15 protein-coding genes and 1 tRNA gene are annotated in these 18,958 nt (G+C 49.7%); 4 read left to right on the top strand and 12 right to left on the bottom strand.

Going from position 1 to position 18,958, the window contains the following annotated elements; genetic code table 11:
* Nucleotides 1-82 precede the first annotated feature (82 nt).
* The 3 genes from DWU89_RS17660 (at nucleotide 83) to DWU89_RS17670 (ending at nucleotide 4,188) form a co-directional block, all read left to right on the top strand.
* Nucleotides 83-880, top strand: coding sequence for a DNA-binding domain-containing protein (locus tag DWU89_RS17660; protein WP_115500953.1), 798 nt, complete (start codon nucleotides 83-85; stop codon nucleotides 878-880).
* A 145-nt stretch (nucleotides 881-1,025) separates the two neighbouring features.
* Nucleotides 1,026-3,791: a T9SS type A sorting domain-containing protein gene (locus DWU89_RS17665; protein WP_115500954.1), complete on the top strand. Its 2,766-nt coding sequence runs from the start codon at nucleotides 1,026-1,028 to the stop codon at nucleotides 3,789-3,791.
* Between the two features lie 154 nt (nucleotides 3,792-3,945).
* Entirely contained in the window at nucleotides 3,946-4,188 is a 243-nt protein-coding gene (locus DWU89_RS17670) for a hypothetical protein (RefSeq protein ID WP_115500955.1), read from the top strand.
* Here the strand turns inward: DWU89_RS17670 and DWU89_RS17675 are convergent.
* From DWU89_RS17675 to DWU89_RS17735, 12 genes are all read right to left on the bottom strand, one after another.
* The gene (locus DWU89_RS17675; RefSeq protein ID WP_115500956.1) at nucleotides 4,185-5,555 is read right to left on the bottom strand and encodes a GntT/GntP/DsdX family permease; all 1,371 of its coding nucleotides are present in this window, start codon (nucleotides 5,553-5,555) and stop codon (nucleotides 4,185-4,187) included. The two genes, DWU89_RS17670 and DWU89_RS17675, sit on opposite strands and share 4 nt — an antisense overlap.
* On the bottom strand, nucleotides 5,548-7,278 hold the full coding sequence (gene ilvD, locus DWU89_RS17680) for a dihydroxy-acid dehydratase (RefSeq protein WP_115500957.1): 1,731 nt from the start codon (nucleotides 7,276-7,278) through the stop codon (nucleotides 5,548-5,550). The genes DWU89_RS17675 and ilvD overlap by 8 nt, the downstream gene beginning before the upstream one ends.
* Nucleotides 7,279-7,337: 59 nt before the next feature.
* A complete protein-coding gene (locus DWU89_RS17685) occupies nucleotides 7,338-7,904 on the bottom strand; it encodes a manganese efflux pump MntP (protein WP_115500958.1) in 567 nt (188 codons plus the stop codon).
* 7 nt (nucleotides 7,905-7,911) lie between these two features.
* A complete protein-coding gene (locus tag DWU89_RS17690) occupies nucleotides 7,912-8,865 on the bottom strand; it encodes a glycosyltransferase family 2 protein (protein ID WP_115500959.1) in 954 nt (317 codons plus the stop codon).
* 20 nt (nucleotides 8,866-8,885) lie between these two features.
* Nucleotides 8,886-9,416, bottom strand: coding sequence for a DUF4199 domain-containing protein (locus DWU89_RS17695; protein ID WP_115500960.1), 531 nt, complete (start codon nucleotides 9,414-9,416; stop codon nucleotides 8,886-8,888).
* A 149-nt stretch (nucleotides 9,417-9,565) separates the two neighbouring features.
* Nucleotides 9,566-9,639: transfer RNA gene (locus tag DWU89_RS17700), tRNA-Thr, on the bottom strand.
* Between the two features lie 250 nt (nucleotides 9,640-9,889).
* Nucleotides 9,890-11,089 carry an ABC transporter permease gene (locus DWU89_RS17710; RefSeq protein WP_115500962.1) on the bottom strand — a complete coding sequence of 400 codons (1,200 nt, stop codon included), beginning with the start codon at nucleotides 11,087-11,089 and terminating at the stop codon, nucleotides 9,890-9,892.
* Nucleotides 11,090-11,091: 2 nt separating this feature from the next.
* Nucleotides 11,092-12,309, bottom strand: a complete 1,218-nt coding sequence (locus DWU89_RS17715; protein ID WP_115500963.1) for an ABC transporter permease — start codon at nucleotides 12,307-12,309, stop codon at nucleotides 11,092-11,094.
* Nucleotides 12,306-13,316, bottom strand: coding sequence for an HlyD family secretion protein (locus tag DWU89_RS17720; protein WP_115500964.1), 1,011 nt, complete (start codon nucleotides 13,314-13,316; stop codon nucleotides 12,306-12,308). The genes DWU89_RS17715 and DWU89_RS17720 overlap by 4 nt, the downstream gene beginning before the upstream one ends.
* 18 nt (nucleotides 13,317-13,334) lie before the next feature.
* A complete protein-coding gene (locus DWU89_RS17725) occupies nucleotides 13,335-14,768 on the bottom strand; it encodes a TolC family protein (protein ID WP_115500965.1) in 1,434 nt (477 codons plus the stop codon).
* A gap of 73 nt (nucleotides 14,769-14,841) precedes the next feature.
* Entirely contained in the window at nucleotides 14,842-16,047 is a 1,206-nt protein-coding gene (locus DWU89_RS17730) for an MFS transporter (RefSeq protein ID WP_115500966.1), read from the bottom strand.
* Nucleotides 16,048-16,456: 409 nt separating this feature from the next.
* Entirely contained in the window at nucleotides 16,457-16,990 is a 534-nt protein-coding gene (locus DWU89_RS17735; RefSeq protein ID WP_115500967.1) for an FHA domain-containing protein, read from the bottom strand.
* 342 nt (nucleotides 16,991-17,332) lie between these two features.
* Here DWU89_RS17735 and DWU89_RS17740 point away from each other — a divergent pair, with 342 nt between their 5' ends.
* Nucleotides 17,333-18,868 (top strand): sensor histidine kinase, encoded by a 1,536-nt coding sequence (locus DWU89_RS17740; protein WP_115500968.1) that lies wholly within the window; start codon nucleotides 17,333-17,335, stop codon nucleotides 18,866-18,868.
* Nucleotides 18,869-18,958: the final 90 nt, after the last annotated feature.

Below are 18,958 nucleotides of genomic sequence, written 5' to 3' on the forward strand. Positions count from 1 at the left end.
AAATGACTAAAATAAACGTACGTTTTCATTAGTCATTTTATAAGAGAACATAATTCCTAATATCAATTTAAAACAAACAATCATGGCAAAAAAAGTAAAGCCAGGCAAGCTTCGGGGTAACACGAATCCGAATAACCTGACAGACGACGAAAACGATTATACGCTCAGTATTATCGGCGGCATGAGTTACGGTTTGGATGACGTCGCACAGCTCGTTGTGCAAGACGGCACCACGACCGAATCGAAAGAGCAACTCATCCGTAACTTCCGTCTCATCGCCGAGAAGGGTATCGAGATGGGGTTGATGGGCAACAACATTAACTTCGACTACTTCACCCTCCGCTTCGGCGTGAAAGGCGTCTTCAACTCCGCCAACGAGCCGTTCACGCGGCCCAAGCACGAAGTGACCGCCTCGATGTCGGTCGGTCCCGACGTCCGCAAGGCGATGTTGGAAACAATGGTCGAAAACATGGGCCCGGCACAGCATTACGCCCAGATGGACACCATCATCAACACCGTCAACGGCGAAGTGAACAAGAGCCTCACCTCCGGCCAGGTGCTCGAAGTCAAAGGCGTCAACCTCGCCTTGAAAGGCGACGACGAGTCGGTCGGCATCTACATCCAGGAAGTGGGCGCTGCGGACGACACCCGCATCAAAGCAACCGTCGTCCTCAACAACGAACCGAAACGCCTTATGTTCATGGTGCCCGGCGGGTTGAAGCTCAGCAGTATGTATCAGTTGGTGCATATCACACAGGCAGGGGCAAACACCAATCGCGCCATACAGCTTAAAGCGCCTCGCATCGAGTTTAGCGGCAAGCAGTTGAAATGTACCGACGGCACTCCGGATAGCGGAGTAGAACGCCCCGGCATTTTGTAGGAGGGTGCGATTACTTATAACTAATCGTATGCGATTGCTTACCACTAATCGGGTGCGATTACTTCTAACCAATCGGGTGCGATTAGTGGTAAGCACTACCACCCGATTACGAATTATAACAAATCATCATTAAGCATATAAAACAATGAGAGCAACATTACTTACCGTACTCACCCTGCTTTTTACAACTTATATTTACGGACAGGAAAGAACCACAACGCTCGATTTAACCAAAGGACACATTACGATAACCGAAACAGGATACACACAGAATACTACACAAGGAACGACCTTGGAGGAAACGAAGTTTACAGGCAGCTATGTGATTACACAGAGCGATCCGAACGACGCCACTACAAATATGATTGATGTCAAAAGTGGGACGCATACGATTACGCTGAATGGCGTAAAAGCCACTAACGCAGGTACGGATCATTCCATCCTTTCCCTGTCTGAAGGCGTAGAATTGACTCTTTCCCTTGCCGGGAGAAACACGTTGGGAGATTATCAGAGTGGCGTTGCTACGGATAAGGCTACATTGCATGTCCCGCCTGGTGCAACTCTGACTATTAAAGGGGAGGGAACGCTATTGACTGTCTCCCAGGAAGGAGCTGCTATTGGTGGTAACAAAGGTGAACACTGTGGCAAAATAATAATTGAGGATGGTAGTCTATTTATAAATACTTTTGGTTCCGGTTCCGGAGCTGGGATTGGTGCAGGTGCTGGAAGTTCTGCCCCCAATACGGGTGAAATAATAATTAAGGGTGGAAAAATAATGAAGAGCACAACAGCTGGTGGTTCAACAGGCGCCTTTGTCGGTGGTGGCGAAGGTTGCGATGGGGGAAAGATAACAATCGATGGGGGGTATATCAACGCACAAGGCTCTTCGTACGCTGCTGTTATTGGAGGCGGCAAGGGTGGCGGTGCCGGGGAGATTACCATTACGGGAGGTCTGGTAAGAACGGCAGGAAACGCTGACTCCTCCATTCCGACTCTCGGTTCAGGAAGCGAAGGCACTGGTGGTAAAATCAGTATCTCCGGAGGAGTGGTGGATGCATATGCCATTGACGAAGCCAACACAGCCCCTATAGGAGGAACCAATACAACAGTGGAAATCACGGATAATGCGGTTGTCTTTGCCTATAACGCAAAAAAAGATGATAACGCCGGGATAAGCGGCACAACAGACGAGACTAAATGGCAAGGCATCGTGTTTAAGGGTCATACCGGCAAGGTTTATGGAAATGAGGTAACCTTGCATGAGAGTGTGGTCATACCCCAAGGTTTTACTTTGACGGTAGAGGCCGGCAAGACGCTGACGGTGCCGAAGAGTGTGCTTATGGTGAACCAGGGGACGATTGTTTGTTCGGATGGGACGCTGACGAATAACGGGATTATTTTGAATAAAGGGACTTTCACCGGGACTCCCGGCAGCAACAGCGTAGTAACAACGCTTGAATTGAAAGATATCGCAGATATGTTCATCTATAAAAAGGATACTGTTTATACCGGCAAGGCGATAGAGCCGGTGGTGACGTTGAAGGGGAGACTTGAGTCTGAAGGAGTTTATGGTGTGTCGTATTCAGAGAACACCGATATCGGAACAGGCAAGATCAGGGTTACAGCCAGGAAGAATAAATGGCTTACAGGTGATCCTTTGGAGCTTACTTTTACTATAAACAAAGCCCCTTTGACCGTCGCCCCTACGGAGGGACAGGTTCTCGATGAAGGGGAGACGATCGGGTATGAGATATACGGGGCGATAGATGGCAAGGATGTGGCGTTCAAGGACGACGGCGCGCTTAGTCTCAGTAATGGCGTTATCGGCCAGGGCACGCTTGCCTTGACGGAAGAGAGTGCAAAGACTTATGACCTGAAATTCCTTGAAGGCGTAAAGGCTACTTATCTCGGCATTGCGCTTACCCCGGACGGCAATAACGGCTGGTTTAAGACCGAAGGCGGCATCATCTTCAACGCCCCTGCCGGCTTCGAGATCGCACTCGCAGGCAGCGAACTGAAGGCCGACCCGACGTATGGCAACTTCTTCACCTACGCGACTGAAGGAGTGAGCACCGTCCGCTACAACCTGCGCCGCACCACCACGCAGACCGTCTACGAGAAGACCAGGGATGTGAAGTACGACGCCACCCTTCCTGCCCTGAAAGGCGGCGCTCCGGTAATCGACTACCTGAAAGCAACCTTCACCCTGACGGATGCCACAAGCGGCATCGCTTCCTACAGCTATACGCTGGATGGTAACAGCAGTAATAAGGTGGAAAACAATAGTGTAGGCGGAAAGGCTGAAGAGAGCTTTACGGTAACCGACAAGGCAGGGCAGCATCAGATGGAACTGACTGTTACGGATGTTGCCGGGAATACGGAGACTTCCAGTATCTCCTTCGAATTGAAGGGCAAGCCTTACATCCCGCCCGTCGTTAGCAATTACTATACCGTCACCCTCCCCGAAGTCGAAGGGGTGATCCTCAACCGGAAGCCGGGTGGCCACACGGTAGAGGAAGGCTACGACTTCTCGTTTACCCTGACGCTCGACGCCGGTTACGATCTGTCCGTCCCCGTCGTCACCACTAACCGTGGCGAGACGCTCACGCCGGACATCGCCGGGCGCTATCGGATACGGAACGTAGAGGAAGACATCACCGTCAGCATCACCGGCGTTTTCCCCAACGACGATCCGACGGCCAACGCCGCCATCAACGGCGAAGTACAGGTAAAGGCCCTCGGCTCTACCTTATATATATACACCCCGAAAGAAGAAACGCTTTCCGTCTACACTCTTACCGGCCACCTGTTGAAACAACAGCGCACCACCGGCAGCACGGAACACCGCCTCCCCGCCGGCTTGTATCTCGTCCGGGTGGACGGCAGGACGTATAAGGTGGTGATCAGGTAGAGGATGATTTTGCGGTCTGTAGAGATGCACGGCCGTGCATCTCTACAGACCGTTAAATCATCATTTGTTCTTATGTTCTTTTGTCCAACCCTCCCTATATTCCAATTAAATCCCTATCTTTGTCCATACATTAAATTTATAACAAATTACAACTATGACAAAATTAAGTAACCTTACGCCCAAAGTCAACCAGCCCGCCAAAACCGGCCGGGTACGGAAAAGCCAAGCCTTATCCAATCATGACAACTGGAACCCCAACAAACCTTTCCATGTTACCCAAGAGGAACTCTGGGACCATATCCATGAGATCGAACAGGGGCCGTTTATGACCGCTGAAGAATGTTTTAATAATGTGCGGACATGGATGAAGAAACAAGTTTCATCCCTATATTCTTAAACAAACAAACTCAACACCAAAGCCAACCCGAATCCCCCTAACGCGATGATCGTTTCCATGACTGTCCATGATTTGAGTGTTTGGACCTCTGTCAGCCCCAAGTATTTGCCGACCAGCCAGAAGCCGCTGTCGTTGACGTGCGAGAGGATGGTGGCGCCGGAGGCGATCGAGATCACAATCAAGGCGCAATGCATATCCGAAAGGCTATAGGCACTCAGTATAGGGCCGACAATCCCGGCTGCCGTAATCATCGAGACTGTGGCAGAGCCCAGGATGATACGGACTGCCGCTGCAATGATAAAGGCGAGTATGATCGGCGGGAACTGCGTCCTTGAGATCAGTTGTGCCAGTACATCGCCGACGCCGCTGTCGATCAACATTTGTTTGAATGCTCCTCCCGAACCGATAATCAGGATAATCATGCCCGCCGGAGCCAGTGCCTTCGTACTGATGTCGAGCAGCTCTTTACGGGTGTAGCCCCGCCGTGTGCCCAATAACCAGGCGGCGATCAGTGTCGCAAGGATCAGCGCCGTGAACGGATGCCCCAGGAAAGAGGTCACTTCGTAGAAGATTCCTTTCCCCATATATCCCAGCTTGATAAACAGTTCGACCATCGATTTAATCACCATCAGGAACAGCGGGATGCCGATAATGGCAGACACCATGCCGAAGGAGGGGAGGGAATGGGCTTCGTCCGCCCGATCCCCTTTCTCCAACTCTTCCATCACGTGGGGCGGCGGCGCGACATATATCTTGTTCCCTATATATTTTCCGAACAAGGGACCCGCTATGATGGCAACAGGCAAACCGATGATCGCCCCGACCAGGATCACCCATCCCAAGTCGGCCCCTAACATATCGGCAACCGCCACCGGACCGGGCGTAGGCGGGATAAACGTATGTGTCACAGCTAACCCCGCCAGCAGGGGAATGGCATAGAATAAAGTCGATTTCTTGGTGTCTTTCGCCAATGCATAGACGACCGGTACGAGGATGATGAAGCCCACATCGAAGAATACGGGGATCGCAATCAGGAATCCGGCGAACGACAAGCTCCAATGCGCCTTCTCTTTCCCGAAACGGCGGATCAGTGTCTTGGCTATGGCCTCCGTCCCGCCGGATGCTTCGAGTATCTGGCCGAAGATGCTGCCGATGCCGACAACTGTTGCCACAAAGCCCAATGTCCCGCCCAGACCGCTTTGGATGGAGTCGGTCACCTTCCCTAACGGCATGCCGGAGGCGATACCTAAGAACATGGCCGTGATCAGCAGCGAGAGGAAGGGATGCAGTTTGATCCATAATACCAGTACAAGCAACAGTCCGATTGCCAGTACCGTGACTAACAGTAAAGTTGCTGGATCAGCCATGGCGGGTATCCTCCATATAAGCACCCTTCATCGGCGAAACGCTGTTGCGGGTGAAAATACTCAGAATACCAGTGTTGAAGCGTGGAGCGGGTTGCACCCAATTCGCACGCCGTTCGGAGAGGATTGCTTCCATCTCTTCGGGGCTTTTGGGGATGCCGCCGGTTCCGGTAATGTCGAGCCTGCGGGCGGGGATGTCGATACGGATCAGGTCGCCGTCTTCCACCAGGGCGATGGGGCCGCCCTCTGAGGCTTCGGGGGAGACATGGCCGATGGCAGGGCCGCGCGTGGCACCCGAAAAGCGTCCGTCTGTGATCAGGGCGATTGTTTCGATCAGTTCGGGGTCGGAGGCAATGGCCTCTGTCGTGTAGAACATTTCGGGCATACCGCTTCCTTTGGGTCCTTCGTAGCGGATGAAGACGGCTTCGCCCGGCTGGATGTCTTTGGTCAGTACGGCTTGGAGGGCGTCTTCTTCGCAATCGAATACGTGTGCTTTCAAGGTTGCCTGCATCAGTTTGGGCGAGATGGCAGCATGTTTGACGACGGCACCTTCCGGTGCGAGGTTGCCTGTCAGGATGGCGATGGCGCCTTGTGCCCGGATCGGGTTATCGAGGGGTTTGATGATGTCGGATATTTTTACGCCGAGGGCCTGCAGGTATTTACGGCATCCTTCGTAGAAGCCGCTTTGCTTCAGGGTGTCGAGGTTTTCACCTAACGTTTTGCCCGTTACGGTCAGTACGTCCAGATGCAGGAATTCTTTGATCTCTTCCATGATGGCAGGGACGCCGCCTGCATACCAGAAATATTCGCCCGGCCAGAAACCGCTGGGACGGATGTTGAGCAGGAACGGGATCTTGCGGTGGATCTCGTCGAACAGTTCCGGGGGCAGTTGGATACCTAATTCGTGGGCGATTGCCGGCAGGTGCAGGAGGCTGTTGCTCGAACCGGCTATGGCGGCGTGTACCATGATGGCATTCTCGAATGCCTTGCGTGTCATGATGTCTGATGGCTTCAGGTCCTCTTTGGCCAGTTCGGTCGCCCGGTAGCCGGCTTGGCGGGCCATCTCTTTCAGGTAGTGGATTTGTGTCGGGATCAGGGCTGAACCCGGCAGGGCGATCCCCAATGCTTCGGCCATGACCTGCATCGTGGAGGCCGTCCCCATAAAGGAGCAGGCGCCGCATTCGGGGCAGGCATCCCGTTTATAGACCATGAATTGCTCTTCACTGATCTCCTTCCGTTCGTATTGGGCGCTGTAGGTGCCGATCTGTTCGAGGGTGAGCAGGTTCGGGCCGGCTTTCATGATGCCTCCCGGTATGAAGACGGCGGGCATATCCAACCGTGCGATCGCCATCAGGTGGGCGGGAACGGATTTATCGCAGCTGGCGATGTAGACGCCTGCGTCGAAGGGGGTTGCTTTTACATGGATTTCCATCATGGCGGCCATGATGTCGCGGGAGACGAGCGAGAAGTTCATGCCGTCGTGTCCTTGTGCTTCCCCGTCGCAGATATCGGTCACGTAGTAGTTGGCGGCCCGGCCTCCTCCGTCGTTCACGCCTTTGCCGGCTTCGGTGACCAGCTGGTCGAGGTGGGCGCTGCCGGGATGGCTGTGTCCGTAGCTGCTTTCCACGATGATTTGCGACTTACCGAGGTCTTCGATGCTCCATCCGCTTCCTAACCGGAGCGAATCCAGTTCGGGAGCTAATTTACGTAATTGTTGGCTTTTCATGGTATATATTTTTACAATGTCTGATAGCAGGTCCGGATATATAGCGTTGCCGGCTATTATTATCCGTTGAAATAGAGATGCTCGATCAGTATCTTGGTGCCGATAGCGATGAGTATCAGGCCGCCGATCAAGTCCAGCTTGAGGTTGATCTTACGGCCGAAATGGTTACCGAAGTAAACGCCGAACGCCGAGATCAGGAATGTGACTACGCCGATAGTCAGTGCCTCCAGTGCGATGGCTGATTCCAGACAGGCCAGCGAGATGCCGACAGCCAGTGCATCGATGCTTGTCGCAATGCCCAAGCCGCAGAGTGTCTTGTAGCACAGTGGGTTTGTCTTGCTGTCTTCTTCTTTCTCCCGGGTGCTTTCATATATCATTTTGCTTCCCAGGTAGAGCAACAGCAAGAATGCGATCCAGTGGTCGAATGCCGTGATATATTTCTTGAAGCTCATGCCCGCCAGATACCCTGCAAGGGTCATGCCGGCCTGAAAAACTCCCATCACACAGCCGATCTTCAGCATGTGGCGATGTTTATAGTTTTGTATAAGAGCCCCTCCAGTAACAGAAACTGCGAGACTGTCCATCGACAATCCCACAGCCAGTAATACTATTTCTATAAATGACATAAGACAATCATATCTCTGTTTCTATTTTGTATTTGTTCCTGTTCGGTGAATCCCTTGATATCAGTTCTCCGATGAATCCGGCCAGAAACAGTTGGGTTCCGACTATCATTGCGGTCAGGGAGATGTAGAAATAGGGTGAATTGGTTACCAACGGCCTCAATTCGCCGGAACAGATAGAGATCAGCTTCGCACTTAGCACGATTACCAGTGCTACGAAACCGATAAAGAACATGACGCTTCCCCATAACCCGAAGAAGTGCATCGGCTTCTTGCCGAACTTGGACGTGAACCACAGTGTGATCAGGTCCAGGTAACCGTTGACAAAGCGGTCCAGCCCGAACTTGGTCGTTCCGTATTTCCGTGCCTGGTGCTGCACTACTTTCTCGCCGATCTTGTTGAATCCGGCAATCTTGGCCAGATAGGGGATATAGCGGTGCATATCGTTATACACCTCGATATTTTTGATCACGATATTCTTGTAGGCTTTCAGTCCGCAGTTGAAATCGTGCAGGTTCTTGATGCCTGAGAATTTACGTGCGGTCGCATTGAACAGTTTGGTCGGGATCGTCTTTGTCAGCGGGTCGTACCGTTTCTTTTTCCAGCCGGATACCAGGTCGTAGCCGTCTTCGGTGATCATCCGGTACAGTTCCGGTATCTCGTCGGGGCTATCCTGCAGGTCGGCATCCATTGTGATGACCACGTCTCCCGTAGCCAAGCGGAAACCGCAGTTCAAACCGGGGGATTTTCCGTAGTTGCGGCGGAATTTGACAGCCCGTACCACATCGGGCGCTTTACTCTTTAATGATTCTATCACTTCCCAAGAGTTGTCCGTACTCCCGTCGTTAATAAAGATTACTTCGTAACTGAAATTATGTTCTTTCATCACCCGCTCTATCCATGCAAACAATTCGGGTAGAGACTCGGCTTCATTGTACAGTGGTATAACTACTGATATGTCCATTATTTGTTTTTATTTGCTTCTTATTGTTCTTCCGGCACCGGACCTGCTGTTTGCTTGCGGCAGACCAGCGCTGCTACCGGTACGGATAGTATGATTCCGTAAAATATATTATTGAAAATACCTTGAATAGCCATATGGATAGGAGTGAAGTTGGTACGGCTGATTGCGTCGATCACTTCACTGCTGACATTTGCATTCTTTAGTGCAATCATTGCCTGGTTCATCGTGTTGCTGATGAAGTCGGGCGGAGCGATAAACTGGAAGAAGATGAAATGTTCGATCGAAACGATTAATGCCGCAAAGAAGTACAGCATGATCCCGAATCGCCAGGCATGGAAAAAACTGATATTCCCACCGATATCCTGCCGGTAGCGTTTAGTCATGTAGTAGGCGATAAAGGGGACGGCAATGCATAATAGTTCATATATATAGATGAGTGCCGGGATGGAATATCCGAAAATAAGGAACAGATATTTGATTACCCAAAAGATTCCCATAGCCAAGCCATAAGACATCGCACTTTTCAACAGTAAACCTTTATTCTCTTCCATGACAATGCTGTTTTTATGTTCTCATCAGCAAAATTAATCCTTTTGCGAGAATATGCAATACGATATAAATAAAAAAGAGGAAGCTTCTTCATAAAACTTCCTCTTCTTATTACCTGACAATTGACAATTTCTACTTGTCAATTCTTTTGAGCCTCTTGTCGGATTCGAACCAACGACCCCGAGATTACAAATCACGTGCTCTGGCCAACTGAGCTAAAGAGGCAGGTGGGTAAGCTTACTACATCGCGCCGCTACAACCAAGTACCCTTGCTGCGGTCAAGCCCTGGGGGATTCCGAGGGAGCATGCCGTGTAGGACTTACCCGGGTGCAAAAGTAGATATTATTTTTTACAAAGCAAGCGCTTTTCTGTCTTTAGCGTGATATTTGTTTCTAATAGCTTGGAAGCCTTTTATTTCTGTAATGGTTAAAAAATATGTAATGCCGAGATCGCCTGTAAAATGGTATTGCAGTACTTAATTTGTTCTTATGTTCTTTTGTCCAAAACATCCCGCTTTCCGGATATTATACCGGTAGACAAGGCAGGCTGTGATGAAATAGAAGATGCACTGTACCCAAAGAGTTATGTATTCCGACTGTATTTCTACCATTGAGGCACCCATCGAGTTCAGTTTGACGTATGCCATTGTGGCCGGGGCTGCCGGGATCAGGTAGTGCGTGAGCTTCCAGTACCAGGGCATCAGTTCCAATGGATAGGAAACACCGGAGAGAAAGATCAGGCCGACGGAAAAGAAAGCGATCATTAATAAGGGAGCATCACCATCGGTGAAAAAGAGTGAGGCAGTCAGCCCGAAGAAGCTGGTGGCCATCAAGAAAGGGATCATCAACATAATAATATATAGGGGGTGCCCGATATCTGGAAGCCCGAACATATAAGGGATCAGTCCCAGGAGGAAGAGGGCGAAGACAGCATAAAGGATGCCATAGACAAACGTTTTCCCGATCACCACCTGCGCCATCTGTCCGAAGGAGAGATTAACGGGTGTTCCGGCCAAACGGACGATCGAGCCGCTGTGCCGTTCGTCACCGCTCACCATGCCGATGACCATAAGGAGGGTCTGGAACATGATAACGATAAGGACGGCAGGTATCAGGTAAGTGCCGTAACCTTTGGTCGGATTGTAGAGGGCTGTACCCACGACGCTGACCGCCTGAGCTGCCGACAGTTTCGCGGCTGACTGGCTGGGGAGAAAGACAAGCATCTCCGGCCGGTAATCATCATTCAAAGCCAGCATGGACGAGGCACTGGCTTCCTGGAGGGCAAGGTAATAGAGGAAGGCACTCGTCGATTCGTAGACAATAAAGATGGACTGCTCACCCCTGCCGACACGATCCTCGAAGTCTTCCGGGAGATACAGGATGCCAGCCACGAGGTCTTGTTTCATCATATCGCGGGCTTCGGGGTATTCGACGCTTGTTGTCACGATATTGACCTGTGGGGTGGCATTCAGCAGGCGGACATATTTGCGGCTCAGTTCGCTATGGGAACGGTCGACAACGGCAACCGGGACTTTGCGCACCAGGTCCGGGGCATACATATAATTATACAATAATCCGTACATGAATATGCCGCCCATCAGTACGAGCAGGATGGCAAAACTGCCGGCAATCGTCTTGAACTCTTCGCGTATGATAGATAGTAATTTCATATTCATCTCTATTTATTCGTGTTATCGGTATTCCAGGACCAGCTTTCGACCGGCAACGCCCACTTGGGTGAAAGAACCGCTTTCTTCAGCCGAGGCAATAATAACAGCGCCGGAAGCAGAAAGGCCGCGAGTGCTGCGAAGTTGACCCATGTATAGGCAAAGCCATAATCTCCATAAAGGAGGTTCTGATAGATTTCGGTAAAGTGGCGGACGGGGAACAGGTATGAGGTGTAATAGACCGGCGCATACATCGAAGGCGCAGGAAAGGTTACTCCGGAAAGCGTTGCCCCGAGCGATCCTACCATCGACACAATACTGATAATCAGACTAAGCGCGGGAAAGAGGGAAAAGATAAACAGGCCGAGGGCTTGCGTGGAGATGACAAACAGAATCGCCGTTCCGTTAAGCGGCCAGAAGCCACAGCTGAAAGGGATGTGCATGACACCGAACATCACGTAATTTGCCAAGATACTCATCAGGCTAAAAATGACGGTATAAGGCAGTAGTTTTCCGCCTACCGCCACCACTATATTGCCGCCTGCCGCCGAGAGCCACTCGCGTCCGGTCCCGAACTTGATCTCGCTGCCGACAGCATAGACTGTGGTCAGCAGGATAATGACCTGGAAGAAGATAAAGAAAAAGGGGTTGCTCAAGTAGATCGAGTAGTCCAGGTCAGGATTGAACAGGGGATGGTTGCTGGCACGGACGGGGACGAGAAAGGTCGTAATCTGCTCTTCATCGATCCCTAAGGCTGTGGCCTGCATCACGATCGGTCCGGTGGATATCTGACGGAGCACGGTTTCGAAAGCGCCGTGCACCTCGCCGCCGACACTAAGAAGGGCGTAATGGTAGTAATAGGCCAAGGTCGCCTCGCGCCCGGCGGTGGCATCCGCTTCAAAATTGTTGGGGATGACGAGATAGCCGTATATCTCTTTCGTCTGGGTTGCGCGGCGGGCTGCCTCTTGATCTGCATAATGTTTTGTGACCTTAAAAGTCGGGACTGCCTCCACTTGCCGGACGACTTCACGGGAGAGGACTGTCTCATCCTGGTCGACAATGCCTACAGGGATATTCTCCATCTGCCCGTTTCCAAAGATCGTGGACATAAAGAAGATACAAAACAGCGGCAGCACAATGCACACCCCGAAGTAAAGACGGCGCGACACCATCCGGTCGAGTTCCCGGCGGAGGACGGATTGAAAGGCGTTATGTTTGTTTGAAATCATCTTTTACCTGTTTTATCTATATCTTTTAAATCAACCAGTACCGACATTCCGGGCCGCAGGCCTTCTACCTTGCCAACAGGCAGGGCATGCACCTCGAACGTCTTCAAGTCATAGCTTCCTGTCTGCTTGGTTGATTTCCAGGTGGCGAAGCTGCCCAAGGGGCTGATATAGTTAATCCGGAATTCGATACCTTTCTTGTCGATTGCCGGGACATCGGCCGTAAACGTCCCGCCCATCCGGAAGAAAGGCAGGCGGTCTTCGCGGACATTCAGGACGACATGTACATCATCGAGCACGATCAAGTTCATAATAGGCATCCCTGCTCCAACAAGTTCCCCCCGTTTGGGGAAGATTGTCGAGATCTGGCCGGATTCGGGAGCTGTCAAGCGGGCATCCTGAAGGAGGGCGGCTACCTCTTCGACAGAGCCTTTAGCTGCGTTCACTAAGGAACGGGCACTCTCCTTATCCTGTATCTGTGCACCGTCGAGAGCCAGTTGGTATTGGTTCCAGGCAGCCCGTTCTCCGGCAAGGGCGGCATCGTACAGGGCCTTCACCTCATCGCGCCGTTGGGAGGTGACAACACTGTCTCGGTACAGGGCTTCGATGCGGGTATAGGTTGTCTTTGCCAGTTCCAGGTCCGATTTGGATTTGTTCCAGAGCTGCTGGGCGGTGGCAATGATCTGCTTACGCGTTCCCTCATCCACCTTCTGGTGTTGGAAACGGGCGATATTCTCGAGGGCGTTCACCTGTTGGTATTTGGCGAGTGCTTCGGGGCTGTTGATGACGACAAGGGTGTCGCCCGCCTTGACCCACTGGCCTTCTTCCACCAGGAATGTGTCGATACGGCCGGGCAGTTTCCCGGAGATGCGTATCTCGGTTGCTTCGATTTCTCCTTGCAGGATCACAGGTTTGTTCCTAAGCAGTATCATACCTGCAAAGGATATAAGGATGACGGCGACCAGCACCACAAGAAAGGCGACCGTCAGGTATTTCTTCGTTTTATCCATGACTATACGGTTTTATTGTTATAATATCTCTGTTTTGCCATCCATCCGGTATTGGTGGAAAGCTTCGGGAATGCCACAAAGGGAGAGCAGGTTGGCAAGCGCCACGTCGTACTGGTAGTAGGCGAGCAGGAAGGCGGTCTTGACTTTCGAGAGCATCACTTCGGCGTCCACCACATCGGAAGAGGTAGCCATACCTTCCTTGAACGATTTCTCACGGATGCGGACCAGTTCGGTGCTCATCTCGAGCGTCGTGTTCAGCGCTTTGACATTGTCCATTGCGTTCTGCATCTGGGTATAGAACTTATCCACGCCTACCTGCAGGTCGGTCACGGCCTTGTCTTTGCCAATCGCCAGAGACTGGCTGGTGAGGCGTGCCTGCCGGATGCGCTTCTCGCGATCGAGGCCGTCAAAGATATTCCAGGTGAAACCGACACCGATCATCGTACGGGGCATCAGGTATTTATCCAGTCCGTCTGCATAAAGAGTCTGCTTGCCGATCAACGCGATGTTGGGGAGGTAGCCTGTCCGGCCGATCTTCAGCTGGTTGTCGGCGATGTTCTCCTGCAGCTTCAGTTGGTTGACGAGATAGTTGTTGTAAGGAATCATCTCCTTGAAATAACCGGCGGAGGGAACGTTTTCGTTGATGAAAAGGGATGTTGTCGTATGGATATCCTTGCCGTCTTCTATGTTGATCAGGCTCTTCAGTGCCTGGGCGGCCACATCGAGGTCTTTCCGGGCGGATTCGAGTTCGCGCTTCGCCTCTTCCATGCTAACCTGGGCGACGAGGCGTTCGGCGCGGTTGATCATACCTTGCTGTTCCAGTTTCAGGGCTTGTTCGTAATGGGTTTGCAGGGAATTGTAGGTTTCTGCTTTCACCTCCACGACACGTTGGCCGAGGCGCAGGCCGAAGTAGCATTCGATCAGTTTGGCCTGTTCGGTAGCGCCGACCTGTTCACGGTTGACCTCGGCTACAGAGACGAGTGTCTTGCCGATTTTACTGGCATAGATGCGTTTGCCGCCTGTAAAGATGGGCCAGGTCAGGCTGGCATCGATCGACGTGATGTTCTGCGAGACGAGAGGCAGCGTCAACGTGTTCTGTCCGATCTTGTCGAGAAGGGAGGAGATCAGCTGGTCATCCGGGATGATCGAATGGATATACTCTTTAGCTGGATCGGTGAACTGGTTCAGGGGTTGGCGTACCTCGACAGGGTTCGACATATGCACATAAGCGCCCGAAGCACTGACCGAAGGATACCAGAAGGCATTTAGTTTCTGATGTTCGTTCTTCGCCATCTCCACCTCCTTTCCGGCTATTTTCAGGCTCCTGTTCCCGCTTTGCAGTAGGGTAAGGGATTGCTCCAGCGATAGTTCCACCGTCTCGGTCTGTGCAGAGGCAAAGGCAGGAAGAAGCGACAGCAGGACGATGCCGAAGTGCGTAAAGTTATAAATCATAAGTGCGTCTAAATTTAGTTTGTGCGAAATTATGATCTATAACAAGGCGATCGCCTTTATTGTTCCCCTGTTTCTATCGTTTCCTTTTTAGGTCAGGCAGGAACCAGGTGACCAGTCCGATCAGCGGCATATAGCCACAGACATTGTAGACCGCTTCTATTCCATAATGGTCAGCCAGATTCCCTAATACGGCCGATGCGATCCCCGCCACCCCGAAAGCAAATCCGAAAAACAGGCCGGAGATCAATCCTAATTTATAAGGTAATAACTCTTGTGCATATACCAATATTGCGGGGAAAGCAGACGACAAAGTCAACCCGACACAAAAACTAAGGACTGCCGTCAGGAAGAGGTTGTCTACATGAGGCATGATTAGCGAGAAGGGTGCCGCACCGAGAATAGAAGCCCAAATGACGTATTTCCGTCCTACCTTGTCACCGATCGGGCCGCCCATCAGTGTACCGATAGCCGTAGCAATCAGGAAGACAAACAAATAAAGTTGTGAAGCCTGCACGCTGACACCGAACTTATGGATCAGGTAGAAAGTATAATAGCTGTTCAGGCTTGCCATATAAATGTATTTACTGAAGATCAGAACAAGCAGGATTGAAATGGAGAATATCGTCTTCCCCATCGGCAGCGGCATCTGAATATGCGTATGGGCCGCTCCTCCTTCCTCTCTCTTCATCCGGAGCAACAACCGTTTATACCAATGACCGATAGGTATCATCACCATTATCGCTACGAATGCCAGGATCGAGAACAACGCGATATGTCTCCGTCCGTAGGGAGCGACGAGTACTGCAGCTAACAATGGCCCCAACGATCCGCCCAGGTTACCCCCGACCTGAAACAGCGACTGCGCCAGTCCCCGCTTACCGCCCGACGCCAGCGAGGTCAACCGGGATGCCTCCGGATGAAAGACCGAAGACCCGATCCCTACCAACGCAACCGAACACAATACGACCGATAGTGTATTGGCAAATGCCAGGCTTAGCAGCCCCACCAACGTAAAGCTCATCCCCGTCGGCAACGACCATGCCGAAGGCCATCTGTCGAAAAATAACCCTGTCAACGGCTGGCAAACGGATGCCGCCGACTGATACACAAGCGTGATCAACCCGATTTGGGCAAAGCTCAATCCTAAATCTTCTTTGAATAGCGGATATACAGCCGAGATAACGGACTGCAACGTGTCATTGAAACAATGACAAATACTTAATGCCACCAATACGCGGAAAGTAATTCCGGTTGTGGACTGCACCCTGTTCTGTTCCATTAATTAACCTTATTGCCTCTTTCGGTTACAAAAGTACATATAAAAAAGAGATCCGGTAGAAGGATTGATCAAAATATCCGATTTAACATTAACATTTTAACAGCACACAAACGTTAGACACTAAGATCTAACTATTTAAGCCGTATTTAACCATAGTTAATAAAACTTTTGTTTAAACTCTTTTTGGATCTTTACGTAAAAGACCGTGAGCCAAATCGGAAATGAGTTGTTTTATTGTCGAAGTCTAAAACAAAAAACATGAATAATGATTTTCATTCTTAGTGTACTGGACCGGAGTTGAAATGGGTTTCTTATATCGATATCTCCCGAAACCTACGCCAAATTTCCCCCTATCTCCCTTATCGCCCCTGGTATAAGAGGCTTGTTTCGCTCCGGTCAGTATCTAAGATTAAACTTCTTCCCCTCCCGGCACATGAAGAATAAATGTAGTAGCCCCGATCGTCACCACCGCTCCCTCTTCAATCCGTACCTGTTCTTTCTTACCCAGGATTACGCTACGCAGGAATGTTCCGGTAAGACTGGGAAAATCGCGTAATGTATAAATTAACTTTCCCTCTTTATCTTCTTTTACATTTATCACACAATGCTTACGCCCCATACTGGGATCGCTGGTAATGATAGGCAGATCGACACCGTCCGTATCTTTGTTACGGCGTCCGATTACATTATCACCCATCACAAGCGGCAACTCCTGTTTAAACCCGAATGTGTTTTCGATTACTGTAATATACCCGCAAGAAAAATCCGGTTCCTTCACCTCTTTCTCCTGGCCCGATTCGGTACGGACCACTTTACGTCCCAACTTGATCTTAAACTGGGAACCGCATTGAGGGCAGACAAAGGCCAATACCTTGCCTTCCGGATATTTTGTTTCATCGAACGCTAACTGATTATCACACTTGGGACAGAAAACTCTTTTCATATATCTCAGACTTTTACCATTAATTGCAACACAAAGGTAAGACTTTATTTCCAATATACCCGAATCCTTCACATACGGGCAAAAAAAAGGCTATCCGTCACGGACAGCCAATCTTCATTGTTAACCTTAAATCTAATACCATGAAAAACACAGTGCAAATATAAGGGTTTTATGTTATGCAGCATATGTTTTTGTTTGGAAAAGTCATTACATTAACCATGTTTAACAAGACTTTCCCCTTCTTGTCCTTTTCCGTTTTGATTTTCAACTATAACTTTGCATAAAAATCAAAAATGCAGAAAGAGACACACACAAAATATTTTAAGACCCAAACGAAATCGCATGGAAAAAGAATTGAGTTTAAATTCTCTATACCAGAAACTACCAATCGGTGTCGAATTATATGATGCGGAAGGCAACCTGATCGACCTGAACGAAACAGACGAACAGCTATTTGCGATAAAACGTACGGACATCATCGGCATAAACCTGTTTAGCAACCCCAATTTCCCGGCCAATGAAATATCCCGGCTGAAGGAAGGGGAGGAAGTCGTTTTTTATTGTGATTATGCATTCAATAATATAAAGACGAACGAATATTATCATATAGATCCTCAAAAAGAAAATACGACATTGCACCTTTCCATCAAATGTATTCCTTTAAGGAATCCTGAAGAGGGGATATATGGTTATATCCTTATGTTCAGTGATGAAACGGAAAAGTACAAGAAGGTAGAGGAGACCCATGAATTATTCAACAAATTGAAAACCGTTATCGGATCCGGGGATTCCCTTTTGTGGGAATATGATGTCAAAGAGGATAAAATGACTATAAATCTCGAACTGCGCGATCCTGATAAACCCTCCAAATTAAAGGAATGCATACTTAAGTCACGGAAAGACTTTTACCGGCTTGTACACCCCGACGACAGGGAGCGGGTGCTGAAACAGAAATTCGAGAGATTGATCGAAGGGGAAATCAAAGGATACAGTGTCCAGTACAGGCGTATGTTTAAAGACCAATATATCTGGGTCAAAGCATATGTACAGCCTTATAAATACAATGCAGACGGGAAACCGGAAAAGATACTTTATTATCTGACCGACATCACGAACGAAGTTAGTATGCAGGAAAAATTGCGTAGCATAGAAAGAGAGCAACAGCAAAAGGAAGCGGAGCTTGCAAAAGCACAAGAAGCAAACAAGCTCAAATCCATGTTTCTGGCAAATATGAGCCATGAAATACGTACGCCCCTTAATGCAATCGTCGGCTTTTCCAGTATCATCGCCAACATGGAGGAAGAAGATAAGGACGAACGGAATTTCTTTGTCGACATTATCAACACAAACAGCGATCTCCTTCTTCAATTGATAAACGACATCCTCGATTTCTCGAAAATCGAATCCGGCACATTCGATATCACTAAGAAGAATTTTGACTTTAAGGAAATCTGCGAAGAGATATACACCGTCCATGCCCTAAAAATACCGGATCATGTGCTTTTTTCTTTCAATAGGAATTTACCGTCTATCCAAATACACTCTGATCCGAAGAGGATTACACAGGTAATCTCCAATTTCCTGACAAATGCCATTAAGTTCACCTCCGAAGGAGAAATAAAATTAGATTATCAAATAAAAGAAGACAATATATACGTTTCTGTCACGGATACGGGAATAGGAATCAGTGCAGAAGAATGTAAAAACATATTCGACCGGTTTGTCAAGTTGAATGCACACAAACAGGGGACAGGGCTCGGATTGGCTATCAGCAAAAGCATCATTGAGAAATTAGGGGGAAAGATCGGCGTGCACTCCGCATTAGGAAAAGGATCGACCTTTTGGTTTACTCTTCCATTGGTAAAAGAAACAGAATGAGAATATTTCATATTGGGCAAAAAAAAGGCTATCCATCACGGACAGCCAATCTTCATTGTTAACCTTAAATCTAATACCATGAAAAACACA

The organism is Parabacteroides acidifaciens (assembly GCF_003363715.1).
Lineage (GTDB): Bacteria > Bacteroidota > Bacteroidia > Bacteroidales > Tannerellaceae > Parabacteroides > Parabacteroides acidifaciens.

What these genes read in the sequence shown, in the direction of transcription:
- DWU89_RS17740 (WP_115500968.1), top strand. Translation starts at nt 17,333, where the DNA reads ATGGAAAAAGAATTGAGTTTAAATTCTCTATACCAGAAACTACCAATC.
- DWU89_RS17660 (WP_115500953.1), top strand. Translation starts at nt 83, where the DNA reads ATGGCAAAAAAAGTAAAGCCAGGCAAGCTTCGGGGTAACACGAATCCG.
- DWU89_RS17725 (WP_115500965.1), bottom strand. Translation starts at nt 14,768, where the DNA reads ATGATTTATAACTTTACGCACTTCGGCATCGTCCTGCTGTCGCTTCTT.
- DWU89_RS17685 (WP_115500958.1), bottom strand. Translation starts at nt 7,904, where the DNA reads ATGTCATTTATAGAAATAGTATTACTGGCTGTGGGATTGTCGATGGAC.
- DWU89_RS17665 (WP_115500954.1), top strand. Translation starts at nt 1,026, where the DNA reads ATGAGAGCAACATTACTTACCGTACTCACCCTGCTTTTTACAACTTAT.
- DWU89_RS17735 (WP_115500967.1), bottom strand. Translation starts at nt 16,990, where the DNA reads ATGAAAAGAGTTTTCTGTCCCAAGTGTGATAATCAGTTAGCGTTCGAT.
- DWU89_RS17675 (WP_115500956.1), bottom strand. Translation starts at nt 5,555, where the DNA reads ATGGCTGATCCAGCAACTTTACTGTTAGTCACGGTACTGGCAATCGGA.
- DWU89_RS17730 (WP_115500966.1), bottom strand. Translation starts at nt 16,047, where the DNA reads ATGGAACAGAACAGGGTGCAGTCCACAACCGGAATTACTTTCCGCGTA.
- DWU89_RS17695 (WP_115500960.1), bottom strand. Translation starts at nt 9,416, where the DNA reads ATGGAAGAGAATAAAGGTTTACTGTTGAAAAGTGCGATGTCTTATGGC.
- DWU89_RS17670 (WP_115500955.1), top strand. Translation starts at nt 3,946, where the DNA reads ATGACAAAATTAAGTAACCTTACGCCCAAAGTCAACCAGCCCGCCAAA.
- DWU89_RS17710 (WP_115500962.1), bottom strand. Translation starts at nt 11,089, where the DNA reads ATGAATATGAAATTACTATCTATCATACGCGAAGAGTTCAAGACGATT.
- DWU89_RS17715 (WP_115500963.1), bottom strand. Translation starts at nt 12,309, where the DNA reads ATGATTTCAAACAAACATAACGCCTTTCAATCCGTCCTCCGCCGGGAA.
- ilvD (WP_115500957.1), bottom strand. Translation starts at nt 7,278, where the DNA reads ATGAAAAGCCAACAATTACGTAAATTAGCTCCCGAACTGGATTCGCTC.
- DWU89_RS17690 (WP_115500959.1), bottom strand. Translation starts at nt 8,865, where the DNA reads ATGGACATATCAGTAGTTATACCACTGTACAATGAAGCCGAGTCTCTA.
- DWU89_RS17720 (WP_115500964.1), bottom strand. Translation starts at nt 13,316, where the DNA reads ATGGATAAAACGAAGAAATACCTGACGGTCGCCTTTCTTGTGGTGCTG.